Annotated in this window: 15 protein-coding genes and 1 riboswitch; of the genes, 8 read left to right on the forward strand and 7 right to left on the reverse strand. The window is 64.6% G+C overall.

All coding sequences use genetic code 11. From position 1 onward, the window contains the following. Positions 1-52: 52 nt before the first annotated feature. Positions 53-152: riboswitch (TPP riboswitch) on the reverse strand. 72 nt (positions 153-224) lie between these two features. Both QPK29_RS16730 and QPK29_RS16735 read right to left on the reverse strand, forming a co-directional pair. Then, positions 225-1,382: an iron-containing alcohol dehydrogenase gene (locus tag QPK29_RS16730; protein WP_371768133.1), complete on the reverse strand. Its 1,158-nt coding sequence runs from the start codon at positions 1,380-1,382 to the stop codon at positions 225-227. Between the two features lie 75 nt (positions 1,383-1,457). Then, the gene (locus QPK29_RS16735; protein ID WP_371768134.1) at positions 1,458-2,414 is read right to left on the reverse strand and encodes a DUF535 family protein; all 957 of its coding nucleotides are present in this window, start codon (positions 2,412-2,414) and stop codon (positions 1,458-1,460) included. 250 nt (positions 2,415-2,664) lie between these two features. Here QPK29_RS16735 and QPK29_RS16740 point away from each other — a divergent pair, with 250 nt between their 5' ends. Continuing rightward, positions 2,665-3,372 (forward strand): glutathione S-transferase, encoded by a 708-nt coding sequence (locus tag QPK29_RS16740; RefSeq protein ID WP_371768135.1) that lies wholly within the window; start codon positions 2,665-2,667, stop codon positions 3,370-3,372. 1 nt (position 3,373) lies between these two features. Here QPK29_RS16740 and dkgB read toward each other — a convergent pair whose 3' ends face one another. Together dkgB and QPK29_RS16750 are read right to left on the reverse strand one after the other, a co-directional pair. Next, a complete protein-coding gene (dkgB, locus tag QPK29_RS16745) occupies positions 3,374-4,180 on the reverse strand; it encodes a 2,5-didehydrogluconate reductase DkgB (RefSeq protein WP_371768136.1) in 807 nt (268 codons plus the stop codon). 16 nt (positions 4,181-4,196) lie between these two features. Continuing rightward, positions 4,197-5,405 (reverse strand): MFS transporter, encoded by a 1,209-nt coding sequence (locus QPK29_RS16750; RefSeq protein ID WP_371768137.1) that lies wholly within the window; start codon positions 5,403-5,405, stop codon positions 4,197-4,199. Between the two features lie 249 nt (positions 5,406-5,654). Here QPK29_RS16750 and QPK29_RS16755 point away from each other — a divergent pair, with 249 nt between their 5' ends. The 4 genes from QPK29_RS16755 to QPK29_RS16770 all read left to right on the forward strand — a co-directional run bounded on the left by QPK29_RS16755 (position 5,655) and on the right by QPK29_RS16770 (position 11,392). Continuing rightward, positions 5,655-6,551, forward strand: coding sequence for a LysR family transcriptional regulator (locus QPK29_RS16755; RefSeq protein WP_371768138.1), 897 nt, complete (start codon positions 5,655-5,657; stop codon positions 6,549-6,551). 25 nt (positions 6,552-6,576) lie between these two features. Next, positions 6,577-7,428, forward strand: a complete 852-nt coding sequence (locus tag QPK29_RS16760; protein WP_371768139.1) for a PhzF family phenazine biosynthesis protein — start codon at positions 6,577-6,579, stop codon at positions 7,426-7,428. A gap of 129 nt (positions 7,429-7,557) precedes the next feature. Further along, positions 7,558-8,331, forward strand: coding sequence for a hypothetical protein (locus tag QPK29_RS16765; protein WP_371768140.1), 774 nt, complete (start codon positions 7,558-7,560; stop codon positions 8,329-8,331). Between the two features lie 100 nt (positions 8,332-8,431). Beyond that, positions 8,432-11,392: a putative bifunctional diguanylate cyclase/phosphodiesterase gene (locus tag QPK29_RS16770; RefSeq protein ID WP_371768141.1), complete on the forward strand. Its 2,961-nt coding sequence runs from the start codon at positions 8,432-8,434 to the stop codon at positions 11,390-11,392. Here QPK29_RS16770 and QPK29_RS16775 read toward each other — a convergent pair. The 3 genes from QPK29_RS16775 to QPK29_RS16785 form a co-directional block, all read right to left on the reverse strand. Continuing rightward, positions 11,389-11,730: a DUF4124 domain-containing protein gene (locus QPK29_RS16775; protein ID WP_371764451.1), complete on the reverse strand. Its 342-nt coding sequence runs from the start codon at positions 11,728-11,730 to the stop codon at positions 11,389-11,391. The genes QPK29_RS16770 and QPK29_RS16775 overlap by 4 nt on opposite strands. 62 nt (positions 11,731-11,792) lie before the next feature. Continuing rightward, the gene (locus QPK29_RS16780) at positions 11,793-12,746 is read right to left on the reverse strand and encodes a DMT family transporter (RefSeq protein WP_371768142.1); all 954 of its coding nucleotides are present in this window, start codon (positions 12,744-12,746) and stop codon (positions 11,793-11,795) included. A 107-nt stretch (positions 12,747-12,853) separates the two neighbouring features. Beyond that, entirely contained in the window at positions 12,854-13,495 is a 642-nt protein-coding gene (locus tag QPK29_RS16785) for a hypothetical protein (RefSeq protein WP_371768143.1), read from the reverse strand. A gap of 982 nt (positions 13,496-14,477) precedes the next feature. Here QPK29_RS16785 and QPK29_RS16790 point away from each other — a divergent pair. From QPK29_RS16790 to QPK29_RS16800, 3 genes are read left to right on the forward strand one after another with little or no spacing between them, the layout of a single operon-like run. Further along, entirely contained in the window at positions 14,478-15,995 is a 1,518-nt protein-coding gene (locus QPK29_RS16790; protein ID WP_371768144.1) for a TadE/TadG family type IV pilus assembly protein, read from the forward strand. Beyond that, on the forward strand, positions 15,992-16,486 hold the full coding sequence (locus QPK29_RS16795) for a TadE/TadG family type IV pilus assembly protein (RefSeq protein ID WP_371768145.1): 495 nt from the start codon (positions 15,992-15,994) through the stop codon (positions 16,484-16,486). The genes QPK29_RS16790 and QPK29_RS16795 overlap by 4 nt, the downstream gene beginning before the upstream one ends. Positions 16,487-16,535: 49 nt before the next feature. Then, positions 16,536-17,096 (forward strand): TadE family protein, encoded by a 561-nt coding sequence (locus tag QPK29_RS16800; RefSeq protein WP_371768146.1) that lies wholly within the window; start codon positions 16,536-16,538, stop codon positions 17,094-17,096. Positions 17,097-17,134: the final 38 nt, after the last annotated feature.

Raw genomic sequence — 17,134 nt, forward strand, 5'->3', positions numbered from 1 at the left:
CGCTGCTTTTTCTTAAAAGCCGGAGCCAACGGGGGGAAGGGCAAACAAGGATGGGAACTGCGTTGCGCTTTCCTTCGCTGGCATTATCCAGATCAGGTACGAAGGGTATCTCTCACCCGGGAAGCGAACTCCCAGGACCCCTAGCGAAGGCGCGAGTGTAGCACAACGCGCCTTGTCGTGATGCTTCAGCCAATAGACATGTTGTAAAGCGGATGGTTCCGCGCTCAGGCGGCCCCTTCCAGCGCCGCGCGCGCCACGTCCAGCGTGACCTCGCCGGTCTCGCCCATGCGCGTCATGCCATGCGCTTCCAGTGCGGCAATCACGGCCGGGATCGCATCGCGGCCCAGGCCATAGTCGGACAGCTTTGTCCCTACGCCCATGGCGCGGAAGAAATCTTCCGTGCGGGCGATGGCCGCCTCGATGCGCGCATCCTCGTCGCCCGTGCGGAGATCCCACACGCGGGCCGCGTATTGCAGCAGTTTCTCCCGCTTGGCCGCGCGGCGCACGCGCAGCATCGACGGCAGCACGATCGCCAGCGTCTGCGCGTGGTCGAGGCCGTACAGCGCGGTCAGCTCGTGGCCGATCGTGTGCGTGGACCAGTCCTGTGGCACGCCGGTGCCGATCAGGCCGTTCAAGGCCAGCGTGGCCGTCCACATCAGGTTGGCGCGTACATCGTAGTTCTCCGGCGCGGCCAGCGCCCGCGGACCGTCCTCGACGAGCGTCAGCAGCAAACCTTCCGCAAAGCGGTCCTGTACCTTGGCCTGGGCCGGGACCGTCATGTACTGCTCCATCACGTGGACGAACGCGTCGACGACGCCGTTGCCCACCTGGCGCGCGGGCAGCGTGTAGGTGCGGGTCGGGTCGAGCACGGCAAACTGCGGGTACACGGTGCGCGAGACGAACGCGAATTTTTCCTGCGTGCGCTTGCGTGTGATGACGGCGGCCGCGTTCATCTCGGACCCGGTCGCCGGCAGGGTCAGCACGACGCCGATGGGCAGCGCCGCGCGCACGTTCTTCGCGTGCTGTTCGAGGATGGTCCACGGATCGGCGTCGAGCAGGGCGCCCGCCGCGACGAACTTGGTGCCGTCGATGACGGAGCCGCCGCCCACGGCCAGCAGGAAGTCCACGCGTTCGCGGCGGACGAGCGCGATCGCTTCGGATAACGTTTCGACCGTGGGATTCGGCTCGATGCCGCCGAACTCGAACACGGTGCGGCCGGCCAGCGCGGCCATCACGGCGTCGAACGTGCCGTTGGCGCGGATGCTGCCGCCGCCGTACAGCACGAGGACGCGCGCCTCGGACGGCACCAGCTTGCCGATGCGCTCGATCTGGCCGTCGCCGAACAGGATGCGGGTGGGATTATGAAAGTCGAAGTTGTGCAAGGTGATCCTCTGGTTTTGCTCAGAGGATCATTATCGCGCAGGTGTCCTGCCGGCGTGGGCCAGGCCGGCAGGCTTTCAGGCCGGTTCGGGCACCGCGGCCGGATGCGCCACGTGCGCGCGCGCATGCAGCAGATGGCGCTGGATGACGGCGCGGGACGCGTCACCGATCAGCCGCCAGTGTTCGCGCCGCAGCGCCGCGCGCTTGCGGTGCTTGGACGGCATCTCGGACAACGGCTTCACGTAGAACGGCAGCGGGATCAGGTAGCCGTCGCGCCCCGGCATGTCCTCGCCGCCGAGGATCTTCCAGAAGCCGTCATACGCGTTGGCAAAATGTTTTTCCGGATCGGGATCGTAGGCGATGTGCGCTTCGCTGCGGATCGCGACGACCTTGTCCATGCCGAGCGCCAGCGCGATGCCCTGCATGGCCGCGAAGCAGAAGAAGCTGGGCGAGTTGTTCGGGAAGACCCGTTCGAACGCTTCGAACGCGGCGCCGGAATCGATCCAGCGGCCCTGGTTGCGCGCGATGAACGGGACGACGGGCATGTTGACGCCCACCATGTCGCCTTCCAGCCAGCTGAAGGACAGGCGGTGCAGGCATTTGCCGTCCGCGATGAGGGCGAGGGTGAGGTCGCCTTCGGCATTGCTGCGCGACGCCATCTCGAGCTGGATCATGAACGTGCTGCCCTCGGCCTCCTGCTGCCACAGGGGCAGGCAGCGCTGGCCGTAGACGGCGTCCAGGTAGCTGTCGTTGAACGTCGTTTCTTCGAACCGGTAATGGCTCAGCACGGCCTGCACGCGCTGGCGCGGGCTCAAGTCCTTGATGAGGTAGTCGCGGTGGCTGAGGTGGTGGAACAGGTCGTCGCCGGCGTCTTTCGCGACGTGGTTGCGGTAGACACCCAACTGGCACAGCGCGCGGTGGTCGCGGTAATAGGCCAGCACGCGCAGGCTGCGCGCGATGCACAGCACCCACGACGACAGGCTGTACTGGCGGCGACGGGCCATCCAGTGTTTGGTCAGGTGAGCGAAAATCATAATGCGCTCCGGGCAAAATCGTTATCGGTGGTTGCGTCTTGTTGGTTTGCTTAACGGAAATAAATCGTTCAGCAGATCAAGATCGGAGCCTCCGATGCCCCATCCCGTTATCAATTCTTGTTTTCATGTCTCTCTTTTTATTAATCTTTTGTCAGGCAAGCGCCAGACGCAAGACTAGCACGATTGCCGCGCCGAACATCAAAATCCTGCTCGATAATTGAGTCAGACCGAACAAGTTGAGGAGCATGGCATGGTGTATGAACTTTTTTATTGGCCGAGCATCCAGGGCCGCGGCGAATTCGTGCGCCTGGCGCTGGAAGAGGCAGGAGTGCAATACGTGGACGTGGCGCGCGAGCCGGGCGGCATGGCGCGCATGATCGCGGCGATGGACGGCGCCGACCACCCGTCGTTCGCGCCGCCGTTCCTGAAGGCGGGCGACGTGACGGTGGGCCAGACCGCCAACATCCTGATGTTCCTGGGCGAGCGCCACGGGCTGGCGCCGCAGGATGCGCAAGGTAGATACTGGGTGAACCAGATCCAGCTGACCATCGCGGACCTGGTCGCCGAGACGCACGACACGCACCATCCGATCGCGACGTCGCTGTATTTCGAAGACCAGCGCCCGGAAGCCAAGCGCCGGTCGGCCGATTTCATCGACACGCGCATCCCGAAATTCTTCGACTGGTTCGAGAACATCCTGGCCCGGCCCGAACCGAAGGACTACCTGCTGGGCGACGCGGTCACGTACGCGGACCTGTCGCTGTTCCAGCTCGTCGCGGGCCTGCGCTACGCCTTCCCGAAGGCGCTGGGCCGTATCGACGCGGGCTATCCGCTGCTGACGGCGCTGCACGACCGGGTGGCCGCGCGGCCGCGCATCGCGGCCTACCTGAAGTCCGGGCGGCGGATTCCCTTCAATGAAGAAGGGATCTTCCGCCACTACAAGGAGTTGGACAGGTAGTCTAGTCCCACGCCGGCGCGAAGTCCGGGCTGACGAGGCGTTCGTCCCGGTCCAGCGCGTCGATGTCGGCGATGTCCTGCCGCGACAGGATCAGGTCGCGCGCCCGCAGGTTGCTCTCCAGGTTCGCGCGCTTCGTCGACGACGGGATCACGGCATATCCCTTCGCCATCGCCCAGGCCAGCGCCACCTGGGCCGGCGTCGCGCCGTGCACCTGCGCGATGCGGGCGATGGTGGCGTCGTCCATCACCTTGCCGTAGGCGAGCGGCATGTAGGCGGTGAGGTGGATGCCGGCATCGACCATGAACGCGTCCACTGCGCGGTTCTGCAGGAACGGGTGCAGCTCGACCTGGTTCGTCGCGATGTTGTCCGCGCCCACGGCCGCGATGGCGTCGCGCAGCAGCGCAATCGGGAAGTTCGACACGCCGATGGCGCGCGTCAGGCCCGCCTCGCGCGCGGCCAGCAGCGCTTCCATCGATTCCGCGACGGACACCGCGGCGCCCGGCGACGGCCAGTGGATCAAGGTGAGGTCGACGTAATCCGTGCGCAGTTTCACGAGGCTTTCTTCGAGGCTGGCGCGCAGGCGGTTCGCGGCCAGGTGCTCGGTCCAGATCTTGGTGGTGACGAAGACGTCGCCGCGCGCCACGCCCGATCCTGCCAGCGCCTGGCCGACTTCGGCCTCGTTGCCGTAGATCTGCGCCGTGTCGATGTGGCGGTAACCCAGTTCCAGGCCGGTGGCGACGGCATCGATGGCCTGCCGTTCCTTCAGGCGGAACGTGCCGAGGCCCAGTTGCGGGATAGTGGTATGCATGGTTTCTCCTTTCAATTCAATGCATGGCGACGGCGCGTTCGCCGTGGACGGCGTGCTGCGGCGCCGGATCGCGCCGGTCCAGCCAGCCGGCCAGCGTGGTGAGGGCGAGCGCGCCGATGACGATCAGGGCGCCGATCCACGGCGTGTGCATCAGGCCAAAGTGCGCGACGATCAGGCCGCCGCCCCACGCGCCGATGGCGATGCCGACGTTGAACGCGGCGATGTTCAGGCCCGACGCCACATCGACCGCACCCGGCGCATCGCGCTCGGCGCGCTGCACGACGTAGACCTGCAGGCCCGGCACGTTGCCGAAGGCGACGGCGCCCCAGGCCAGCACGGTGACGAGGACGGCGATCTTGTTCGCGGCCGTGAAGTCGAGGACGAACAGCACGCCGGCCAGCAGCGCGAACACGATCTGCAGGGCGCGCACGGGGCCCTTGCGGTCCGCCAGCTTGCCGCCCCAGATATTGCCGAAGGCGACCGACACGCCGTACACGAGCATCACGAGGCCCACGCTGTTCGACGAGAAGCCGGCGACCTGTTCGAGGATCGGCGCGAGATACGTGAAGGCGATGAACGAGCCGCCGTAGCCCAGCGTGGTCATCGCATACACGAGCAGCAGGCGCGGTTTCTTCAGCACGGACAGCTGCGTGAGAAGGCTAGCCGGCTTGCTGCCGGCGATGCCGCGCGGGACGAGCAGGGCGATGCCGGCGAATGCGATCACGCCCAGCAGCGCGACGGCCAGGAACGTCATCTGCCAGCCGAAGTGCTGGCCGATGAACGTCCCGAGCGGGACACCGGTCACGAGGGCCACGGTCAGGCCGCTGAACATCAGCGCGATGGCGCTGGCCGCCTTTTCTTTCGGCACGAGGCTCGTCGCGATCGTCGAACCGATCGAGAAGAAGACGCCGTGGGCGAGGCCCGTCAGCACGCGGGCGGCCATCAGGGCGGCGTAGCCGGGGGCCATCCACGCGGTCAGGTTACCGGCCGTGAACAGCAGCATGAGGCCGAGCAGCAGCGTCTTGCGCGGCACCTTGCCGGTGAGGGCGGTCAGCACCGGCGCGCCGATGGCGACGCCCAGCGCGTACAGGCTCACCAGCAGGCCGGCGGACGGCACGGATACGTGCAGGCTGGAAGCGATGGTGGGGATCAGGCCGACGATCACGAATTCCGTCGTGCCGATGGCGAAGGCGCTCAGTGTAAGGGCCCATAAAGCGAGTGGCATTCTTGTTCTCCTAAAAGTACCGTCGTTCCCGCGGAGGCGGGGATCCAGGTTCTGCTCATGTCGCCGCAGCGCCTGCAAAATTGGGCCCCCCGCCTTCGCGGGGGCGACGTCGGTGGCGGGGGCAACGTCGGTGGCGGGGGCAACGTCGGTGGCGGGGGCGACGTGGGTTATCGATGGGGGCATTCTGGCCGTCCCGTCCACAAAGAAAAACCCGTGGCCGTACAATAGACTTTTGACCTGGGAGCAAAAATGCTGGACGTGGGCGCGTTGATCGCATTCGTCGCCGTGATCGACACGGGTTCGTTTTCGAATGCCGCCGAGCGGCTGGGGCAGACGCCGTCCGGCGTGTCGCGTACCATCTCGCGTCTGGAGCAGCAGCTCGGCATGACCCTCATCCACCGCACGACGCGCCGCCTCGATCTCACCAAGGAAGGCAGCTGGCTGCTGGCCCGCGCGCGCCGCATCCTCGCCGACCTGGAAGAGACGGAGTCGCAGGCCGCCCTCGCGCGCGCGCAGCCCGCGGGCCTCGTGCGCGTGAACGCCGCGACGCCGACCCTGGATCACCTGATCGCCCCGCAACTGGCGGACTTCCTCGATGCGTACCCGCAGGTGCAGGTGGAACTCACGAGCGGCGAGACCGTCGTCGACCTGATCGAGGAGAAGGCCGACGTCGCGATCCGCATCGGCCAGTTGACCGACTCGACGCTCAATGCCCGCCGCCTGGGCCGCAGCCGCATCCGCGTGCTCGCCGCCCCCGGCTATCTCGAACGCCACGGCACGCCGCGGCAAGTGAAAGACTTGATGAAGCACCGCCTCGTCGGCTTCGTCGCGCCGGCGTCGCTGAATACGTGGCCGCTGCGCGCCGGCACGGAAGAGGGCTGGCGCATCGCGCCGCACGTGACGGCCACCAGCGGCGAGACGGTCCGCCACCTCGCGCTGCAGGGCGCGGGCATCGTCAGCCTGTCCGACTTCCTCACGCGCGCCGACGTCGCCGCGGGCCGCCTCGTGCCGGTGCTGGAAGAGGCGGCGCTGCCGTGGACCCAGCCCGTGTGGGCCGTGTTCTACAAGCAGGGCGCGCTGGCGCCGCGCGTGAAGGCGCTCGTCGACTTCCTCGCCGACCGGCTGGCCGGCGTGCTCGAACCTTGACCATCCATCCCGACAAGGAGACCGCATGACCATCACGACTTCGCACATCCTTCGCATCGCCGCATTCTCGGACGGCGACGCCGGCGGCAATCCGGCCGGCGTCTGGATCGGGGAATCCCTGCCGCCGGCCGACGAGATGCAGCGCCTGGCCCACGCCGTCGGCTATTCGGAGACGGCATTCGCCGAGCCGCAAGGAAAGGGCTGGCGCGTGCGCTACTTCTCGCCGGCGTCCGAAGTGCCGTTCTGCGGCCACGCGACGATCGCGCTCGGCGCCGCGCTGGCCCGGCGCGACGGCGACGGCGTGTATGCGCTGGCGCTGAACGATGGCGACATCACGGTCGAAGGGCGACGAGAAGGCGGTCGCGTGGCCGCCGCGCTGCAATCGCCGCCGACGTGGAGCCGCCCGGCCGCGCCGGAACCCGTCGCGGACGCATTGATGCTGTTCGGTTACCACGACGCAGACCTCGACCCGCGCATCCCGCCCGGCCTTGCCCACGCGGGCGCGAACCACCTCGTGCTGGCGCTGGCCAGCCGCGACCTGCTGGCCGCCATGCGCTACGACCTGGAGGCGGGCCGCGCGCTGATGGAGAAGCACGGCCTGACGACGATCGTGCTGGCCTGGGTGGAGTCCCCGCGGCGTTTTCATACCCGCAATCCATTCGCGATCGGCGGCGTCTACGAGGACCCGGCCACGGGCGCGGGCACGGCCGCACTGGCCGGCTACCTGCGCGACCTCGGCTGGCCGCACGGCGGCGCGATCGACGTCGTGCAGGGCGAAGACATGGGCATGCGGTCGTTATTGCGGGCCGAAATCGGTCCGGAACAGGGCGGTTCGATCCGCGTTAGCGGGACCGCAAGAATGTTGATGAAAGACTAATGAAATTGATCATGATTTATTGAAAATTGAAATAGGGGCAAAAGACACGCTTTTTCGACAATTTGTTAACCCCTGCAACGTTGATAAAGTTCAAAACATCCGTTTCTGAACATCAACACAGGAGTCAACATGGAAATGCGCCACCCCGGCGTTCTTCGCCCCGCCGTTTCAGGCCCCGCCGCCGGCGTGGGCAAGCCGACCGAACGCCTGCCCTTCACCATCCGCCGCGTGGACAACGAGGCCGACTTGTGGAAAGCCGTCCGCGTGCGTCACGCCGCGTATGCGCGCCACGTCCCGGACTTCGCGCGGCAGCTCGTCAAGCCCGAATCTTCCGACTACGGCGACGACGCAATCGTTTTCCTCGCCGAATCCAAGCTGGACGGCGCACCGCTGGGCACGGCCCGGATGCAGACGAACCTGGATGAGCCGCTGCATGTGGAAGCGTCCGTCGCGTTGCCCGACTGGCTGCGTGGCCAGCCGCTGGCCGAGATGAGCCGCCTGGGCGTGGACAACGGCCGCATCGGCCGCATGGTCAAGACCGCGCTGCTGAAGGCCGGCGTCATGTATTGCCAGCAGAACGGCATCCACTGGGCCCTGGCGACAGGCCGCGCGCCGATCGACCGCCAGTACGAACAGCTGACCTTCGTCGACGTGTTCCCGGAACTGGGCTTCATCCCGCTGCGCCACGTGGGCAATATTCCGCACCGGATCATGGCGTTCGACATCTCGACGATCGAGGAACGCTGGACGGCCGCGCAGCACCCGTTGCTGAACTTCTTCTGCCACACGCACCACCCGGACATCGATGTCCGGGGCCATGCCGGTGTGCGGCCGCCGTTACCCAATGCGGGTGCGATGGGTGTTGTAAGGCAGGCATCGGAATGGCACGAACTTGTTGCCTGATCCATTAATTGCATGACGGCATTACTGTAAAGCTGTATCCTTGCGAAACGATAACGGCCGCCCGCGCCAACGGGCCGCGATACGAGCTTTTCAGATACTCATGCAATTCACATCATCCGGTCGCTGGAAACTGCCGGGCATGGCGCAGTCCGCGCTGGACCTGACGTTCAAGGCGTTCGCCTATTATCTGATTCCGATCGTGATCGGTGTCGTTTCCATCGTCGCCCTCATGTGCTGGGACAGCCAGTACGTGTCGGGCAGCAGCGATGCGCGCGACATCCGCGTCCTGAAGGAAACCGCTCCGCTGAGCCCGCCCGCGGCCAACGCCCGCCTGCATGCCGCCGTTCCGGTGTCGTACTTCGACACCCACCTGTCCGAAGCGCCCGTGTGGTTCCGCTTCAGCACGCGTCCGCGCGCGCCCGGCAGCATCGTCGGCGACGTCATCGAATTCCCGTCGCGCCACGCCGTCGATATTTCCTGCTGGGACGCCGCCACCCTGCAACTGCTCGGCATGGCCACGCGCGAGCAGGGCACGCCCTATCTGCATCCGTCCAAGGCCGGCTTCGCCCTGCAACTCACCGACCTGCCGCGCGAGATCCTGTGCCGCGGCACGTTCGCCGGCCCCGCGCGCGTGAACGTCGTGCAATGGCCGGAGACTCAGTTCGACCTGTCCGTCGAGGGCTACCACCGCAAGTCGGGCCTGCTCGACGGCGGCATGATCGTGCTGTCGCTGTTCGTCCTGATCACGGCGCTCATCAACCGCCAGCCGCTGTACGTGCTGTTTTCCGGCTGGCTGCTGCTGAACCTGCGCATCGCCGGACTGTCGGCCGGCTGGGACATCCAGTGGCTGGGCATGACCGTGCCGCCGCAATGGATGCTGCTGGGCCGCTCGCTGACGATCGCGTTGTACGGCGTGTCCACGCTCACGCTGTACCAGGCCCTGTTCCGCGAAGAGCTCGTCAAGACGCGCTGGGCGATCCCGCTGCGCATCACGCAATGGGCGTGCATCCCGCTGCTCATCGGTGCCGTCACCATGCCGTACGGGACGTTCCTGCCGATGCTGTGGGTCATCATGGCCTTCGGCTTCACGCTGATGACGCTGGGCCTCATCACGATCATCATCCGTTCGCGCAACCGCGTGGCGGGCTGGTTCGCGGCCTCGTTCGCGCTGACCTATGTCGCCTCGCTGGCCGAGGTCGTGTCGGCGGCGCTCGGCATGCACCAGGTGCTGAACGTGATCAACAGCGTGACGGCGGCGCTCGCGTCGAGCCTGCTGGCCGCGCTGGCCGTCGCCGAGCAGATGCGCATGGAAACGCAGAAGCGCCGCGAAGCGCAGGAAAAGCTGGAACATGCCTACGAAGCGATGCCCGTCGGCCTGTTCACGCTGGACATGTACGGCAACATCGTGAGCGCCAACCCGGCCATGCGCAAGATGCTGGGCATCACCGAGATCGTCCCCGGCCGCACGTCGTGGAAGCAATTCTTCGCCGACAGCCTGTGGTCGGAATTGCTGGAGCAGGTGCACTTGCGCAGCAACGCCGAGATGCAGATCGCCAGCCGCGACGGCGCCCAGCGCTTCATGGTCAGCGCCACGCTCGCGCGCGGCCGCGTGGAGGCGGTGCTGCAGGACGTCACCGAGCAATACCAGGCCACCGAGCAACTGCGCTTCATGGCCAACAACGACCCGCTGACGAAAGTCTTCAACCGGCGCGGCATCGAAAAGATGTTCGAGGGCGCGGCCCAGCTGCTGGGCGCGGGCAAGCCGCTGGCGCTGGCCTACATCGACCTCGACCGTTTTAAACTGATCAACGACCTGTTCGGCCACGCGGCCGGCGACGAAGTGCTGAAGCAGGTGTGCGAACGCATGGAACTGACCTTGGCCGGCGGCCAGAAGATCGGCCGCGTGGGCGGTGACGAATTCGTCATCGTCATGCCGGATACCGCGATCCCGCTGGCGTCGCTGATCTGCCGCGGCATCGTCGACCGCATCGGCGGCACGCCGTACCGCGTGGGCGACAAGGCGTTCCACGTGCGCGGCTCCGTCGGCCTGATCGAAGTCTCGCCGGGCATGCCGATGAAGGACGCCGTGTCCACCGCGGACCGCGCCTGCCGCGAGGCGAAGGGCGGGCACCACGAAGGCCTCGTCGTGTACGAACGCGGTTCGAACGCGTTCCAGGAGCGCGCCAACGAATTGAACCTCGTCGCGCGCCTGTCGGGTCCGGACGCCACCGACGGCATGTTCCTCGAGATGCAGCCGATCATGTCGCTCTCCGCGCCGTACGAATCGCTGAACTTCGAGGTACTGCTGCGCATGCGCGAGGCGGATGGCCGCGTGGCCCCGGCCGGCCCGCTGATCGCCGCCGCCGAGAAGAGCGGGCGTGCGGGCGTGATCGACCGCTGGGTGCTGTCGACGACGCTGTCGTGGATCGAGGACAACCTGGAATCGCTGACCAATACGCGCTTCGTGTGCATGAACCTGTCCGGCGCGTCGCTCAACGACGAGCGCTTCGTGCAGGACACGCTGGAAGTCCTGGCCCGCTACACGCACGTGGCGAGCCGCCTGTGCATGGAGATCACGGAAAGCGTGGCGCTGCACGACCTGGACAACACGCGCCGCTTCATCGACCAGGTGCGCAACTTCGGCGTGAAGGTGGCGCTGGACGACTTCGGCGCGGGCTACACGTCGTTCTCGTACCTGAAGGAGCTGCCGGCGGACGTGCTCAAGATCGACGGCAACTTCATCGTCAACATCAACGCGCACCCGGCCAACGTGGCCATCGTGGAAGCGATCGTCAGCCTGGCCGGCAACCTGGGCATGCGCACGATCGCGGAGTGGGCCGAGGACGCGGCCACGATCCGCACGCTGGCGGAGATCGGCGTCGACTACGTGCAGGGCTATGCGGTGGCGCGTTCGCAGCTGCCGGAAAAACTGCTCGCCGCGAGTTCATCGGCCAGCTTCATCCAGGGCGAGGACGTGCTGCAGCTCGTGCGCACGCTGGGTACGTCGGCCAATGAGTCCGACCTGCTCGGATTCGCGCCCTGCGACGGGCACCTGTCCTAATTCAAACCGGCCAGGCGCGGGCGCGCGTCCTGCAGCATCAGCATGCGCCGCGCTTCCTTCAGCGTGGCGATGTCGCGCGCCAGCTTCACGGGCGCCGCGAGATTCGGCCGCTTCCACGTCACGCGCGGCAGCTCGGCCGCGGGCAGCACGTGGCGCTGCGGCGGCAGCGGGCCGGTGTCGCGCGACACGGGCGTCGAGACGGAACCGGATGCGCAGGGCTGGTCCGTCAGCGTGACGTGACCATTGCTGTCCACGCATTTGACGATCTCGCCGGCCCATGCCGGCGCCGCCAGTACCGCGGCGGCGATCATGCTCAGCAGTCTAACTGGGCGTTTCATGGTGTTCTCCTGTGCTAGGTTCCCATCGTGCCCCGCGCGGCCGCCTGCCTCTGTTCGGTGCCTCACCCAGTGCGCATGTCGGCCTCCAGCGCCTTCGGGACGCGCGTTTCTTCGCGATGTGCCCGCGTGCACAGGACGACCCCCGCGACCAGCAGCGCCAGCGCGACCGCTTCGAGCGGCGTCGGCCAGCGGCCCTCCCACAGGTAGCCGTACAGCGACGCGAAGATGGTCTCGAACACGATCATCTGCCCCGTGAGCGTGAGCGGCAGCGCGCGGCTGGCCACGTTCCACAGTCCATTGCCGAGCACGGAACAGAACAGCGCCATCGCGCCGACGAGACCGGCGAAGCGCAGCCAGTCGGAGTTCGTGTGGACGAGTGTGTCGCCATAAAACGCGGGCACCGCCAGCACGATCGCTTCGAGGCCCGTGACAACGCCCGTCAACAGGCTCCAGTCCTGCGCCGACACGTGGGCCAGCCGCGCGAGCCAGCGGCTGTTGCTGACGGCATACGTCGTCCACGACACGAGCGCGCCACCGGCGCACAGCAAGCCCGTCAGGGAGCTCCAGCCGGAGGTGGCCAGCGATTGCCAGCTGATGCAGACGAGCCCGGCCATGCTGCAGGCCAGCGAGGGCAGCAGTTCGCGCAGTGCCGGAGAATGGTGCTCGCGGCTGCCGACGAGCGTCACGGCGAGCGGCAGCAGGCCGATCACGAAGGCAGTCATCGCGACGCCGCCCGTCTGCACGGCCCTGGCCAGCAGCACGTAGTACAGGATGTTGCCGATGACACTGAGCCACGCAAGGGCCCGCCACTCGCGCCAGCCGAGCGCGCCCTTCAGCCGGCGCCACGACGGCGCGACGAGCACGGCGGCGACGAGCCCGTAGGCGAGATAGCGCCCGGCGGACAGCTGCAGCGGCGGAAAATCGGCGGCCAGCTTGGGGGCCAGGAAGACGAGTCCCCAGAACGCGCCGGCGACGATGCCGGCCACGATGCCGAGGAGGGTTTTGTTGGTGGTCACGGGATGCTCCAGATGCGGAAAGCATCCATTGTCGGGGGCGGGCGACGGGGTGTCTTGGCTGGAACTACTGGCGAATTGACCGCGTCTCCCGATGTCCGCTTTGCGCGCTAGAGCACTGCCCGATTCTGCGAAATCGACCGGTTGAATTCGAGCCAGCTATTGCCGAGCGCCGTGATCTGGTAGTCATTGCCGATACGCTGCAAAAACATATTCGATTCCAGCCAGGTCCGGATTTCCTCGCTCATCATGGGCGCATCCAGGCCGCATTGAATGCTGTTGAGCGCACGCACGCAGGCATAATGCTTCAGCGCCTGCCGGCCTTTCACAGTGATCACGGGCTTGCCGTCGTCATCCAGCTGAATCAGGCCAAACCGGCGCAATTCAACGGGACACTCGGCAATCGTCATCCTGTGCATGCCGGTGTCCGCTTCGAAGCGAAGACGGTGCAGGATCGCCATCGCCGCCGCGTCGAGCGTGACCGGTTCGTCGTCGTCGGTTGACGCTGGATGCGGGTCTGCGGACCCAGACGGCGCTTCATCGATACGACGTCGCTGCGCGCGGCGTTCCTCGGGAATGGCCAGCACACGCTCGACCAGCGCCTCGTCGAGGCCATTGCGCAGGAGTAGATTTTTCGCGGCGGCGTTGCCGAAACTGCGCCGCATGACGAACATGGTGCGCAGGATTTTTGCGGTGACGCCATCGGTACGTCGATCTCCCGAGCGTCGATCAGGGTGAATCACGAGAGCCATGGCCGCCAAAAGATGTGTCGATGATTAATAATAACAAAAAATCATCAAAAATGGAGGCTCAGGCTGTTTTGTCTTACTGAAACAAGCGGCCGGGTCCGGCCCTTTCCGCCATTGTCGCGCCAGGTTTCCGATAAGTCAGCCCCACGAGCGAAACGGCGATAACCCAGAGTGCCCATGCGTCAAGCATGTAGGGGAACAGGGCCACTGGATTCCCTCCAGGCGCCAGGACGCCTCCAGACACCAGGGGCGCTCCGGCGCCCAGGGCCAGCACTGCGCTGGATATGAAGAAGTGCCGCAGGCAGAAGCTGATCCTGGACCAGGGAAAAAAGATCAGTCCAGCCATGCAGAACGTGAAAAGGGTGCAGGAACCGGATTTTATGGACAGCCCCCAAAGTCCCCCGATCCCTGCCAATGCCAGGCACGGCAACACGTCGCTGCCGCTATAGCCACCTGATGAAACCTGGGCGCCGGGATTGGAACTGCCGAATCCAGGCCACCATGCCCTGCACCTGCGTAGTGCGAGGGAAGAAATCATGCCGCCGATGAGTGCGACTGTGAGATGCAAGCGTATTCCCCCGCCGTGCTGGAAAAGCAGGATTTCAAAATTCGCCCCAACCAAGAATCGAGCAGAAAAATACGCTGAATGTCAGGTTTGCCGTTGCCGAATCAATTTTTCTGCGAACCATGATGATGGCTTTCCAAAGTCAATGGGCGACGGGTTCGACGTTGTTGAATCACAGGAACCCCTAGTCTGGTCGCCTACGAAATTTGCCTCAAGCAAACGCCTGCCCAAGGTTGCTGTGGCTCAGTCGTTGCCAGCCCAATTGAGGCGCGCCGCTTGGGCACAGGCAGTGTTGTACGTTCTCCGCATCCCAATCGAGATTGCTGGGAATCAATGCCACAGTGTTGCTCAACCTTAAAATCTACCTTGGCTCTATTTAATTGATCTGTCGCAAATATCGCCAGATGAAGGAGGAACGTGATGAAAGAAACGATGCTCACGCTCGATCGGCATTCCCCTTTCCTGACAGGCGGGTCATTCTCTTGTTCCGGCCGCAGCATGAATCGGGAAACCGGCGCAATTGCCATCATGACCGCCGTACTTCTACCCGTAATTTTTGGCTTTTTTATGCTGGCTCTCGATTTCTCGCGGATTTACAACCGTAAAGTGGAAATGCAGACCTTGGCTGACGCCGTTGCGATCGCCGCAGCGAAAAAACTGGATGGAACAACCACTGGAATCAGCGCGGCGCTGGCTGCTGCGCAAGGCGTCGTGGAAGACCCGGCGAATGGTCCCAAGTACGACTATCTGAACAATATTACTTGGGAAAATGCCGCGATAAAATTTGGGGCTTCACCTGACGGCAACTCGGGCTGGAAATCCGATGGCGAGGCGGCAGCTTCTCCAGCCGGGCTGGTGTTCGTAAAAGTGGACACCGGGCTGCTGAGCGGACATTACGGAAAAGTCGACATGTTCTTCGCTCCCATACTGTCCTCATCTTTCAGTTCCGTCGAAACCGGCCACATTACCATTGCAGGCAAGGCGCGCCTCCAGGTTACGCCGCTGGCCATTTGCGCTATGTCTCCCACGGCGAGAGCAAGGCGCCAGAACGCGAACGGGACCCAATACGACGAACTGGCCGAGTACGGCTTTCGCCGCGGTGTCGGCTATAACCTCATGAACCTCAATCCGAACGGGCCGACAGCAATGAGTTTCCAGGTCGACCCGGTTTCATTGGCAGGCGGCGCTACAACCAATTTCAACCAATCGATTTACGAGCCGTATATCTGCACAGGAACGATGGCCGTCCCGAAAGTGACGGGTGCGACGGTTGCCGTCCAGAGCCCATTTCCAATTGGTACGTACTACAGTCACCTCAACTCCCGATTTGACCCTTATTCGGGGACCTGCGACGTCAACACCTCGCCGCCGGACAGCAATGTCAAGCAATACGCGTTTGCCGGCGTGAGCTGGATGTCCACGAAGGCTACGGTCCAGGTTGCAAAAACGGATACCTCGACTACCGCAATGCTGCAGACGGTTGCCGAGATTGGGCCGACGAATTACCCGACTGCGGTAGATTACGGGGCGCTCTGGTCTTTTGCCCGCGCGGTTCCCTGGTCGTCCGTTGCAGATCCGGCCGCACCGGAACCCGCCGGGGGTTATACGTCCTTCAATGCAACTTCACTCATCTGGAGCAAGTTGTACGGGTCCGCTTCGACGGTTGGAACCTATCCGAGCTCGACACCTTATCTCACGACCAGTGGCAGCTCATATTTTCAGACTCCACCAACAGTGGCGCGCCGGCCCGGCGCCAAGAATAGACGGGTCCTGAACATACCCCTGCTTTCGTGTCCAGTAACCGGCTCTACCGCGACGGTGCTCGGGATCGGGAAATTCTTGATGACCATACCGGCCGATTCCAGCGCCATCTACGCGGAGTTCGGCGGCATTGCGACTGACGCGCAACTGGGCGGACCAGTGGAGATCTATCAATGAGCGCACCGATTCGAAAACCGTCCTTGCGCGGAAGAGGCAGCGTTGCCGTCGAGTGCGCAATCGTACTTCCTATTCTCCTGCTCCTGATAAGCGGCCTGTTGTTCTTTGCCCGGGTGTTCTGGTGCTACACCGTCGCACAAAAGGCCGCGCATGACGGCGCCAGGTTCCTGGCGGCGACCACACTGCGGGAAATCGCGCCATCGTCAGCCGGCCCCGTGGTACCCGTTGCCGTCGTGGCACAGAAAATCGCAATGGATGAGCTCGCAGAACTGAATCCCGGCGGGGGCATCAGTGCCACGGCCCTGTGTTACGTAGGTAGCCCGACCCCGTACTGGGACCTGTGCTACGGTTACGACGTCCCGAAGAAGGTTTCGGTACGCGTCACCGTTTCCGTCTCCGACCCGTTCTTCGATCCATTTACAGAGCTATTTACCGATGGCAGTCCAATCATTCTCAGGGCGGTCATGGCAACGGACTATGTAGGGGGCTGAGGTGAGGAGACCATCCATTCGGCCCCCGATGCGGGCTGCACAGAGCGGTGTGGCAGCAGTTGAATTTGCGCTTGTCGGGCTTCTGTTTTTCACGGTCGTATTCGGCACCATCGAGATCGCCCGGGTAATGTACATGTACAACACACTTGCCGAAGTCACCCGGCGCGCAGCGCGAGCCGCCGCCAATATCGACTGGCGCGACACCGCCGAATTGGATCGTGCGAAGCAGCACGCGATTTTTCGAGATTCCCCAGGAGAACTGCCGTTCGGTGCGCCTATCACCGACCAGCACATCCGCATCGATTACCTGTACCTGAAACAGGACGGAACGACGACTTACGAACCTATCTCGGCCGGATCCATGCCCGGCAGCCCCGGCCGGAACCGTCTAAACTGCCTGACAAATCCTTACGGCAGCGCAACAGGCCCATCCAATACCTGTATTCGCATCGTTCGTGCCCGGATATGCAAACCCGATACCGATTGCGAAGCGGTCGACTACCAAATTCTGATCCCCCTCGTGAACCTGGGAGTAAAGCTGCCGATATCCACTACGCTCGTCAGCGCCGAGACGCTGGGCTATCATGCCGGCGATCCAGTTTCACCTTGAGCGAAATTGAATCGCCTGCGCCAGCTACGCTTCGACAG

Origin of the sequence: Massilia orientalis (assembly GCF_030411975.2) — a bacterium.
Lineage (GTDB): Bacteria > Pseudomonadota > Gammaproteobacteria > Burkholderiales > Burkholderiaceae_D > Telluria > Telluria orientalis.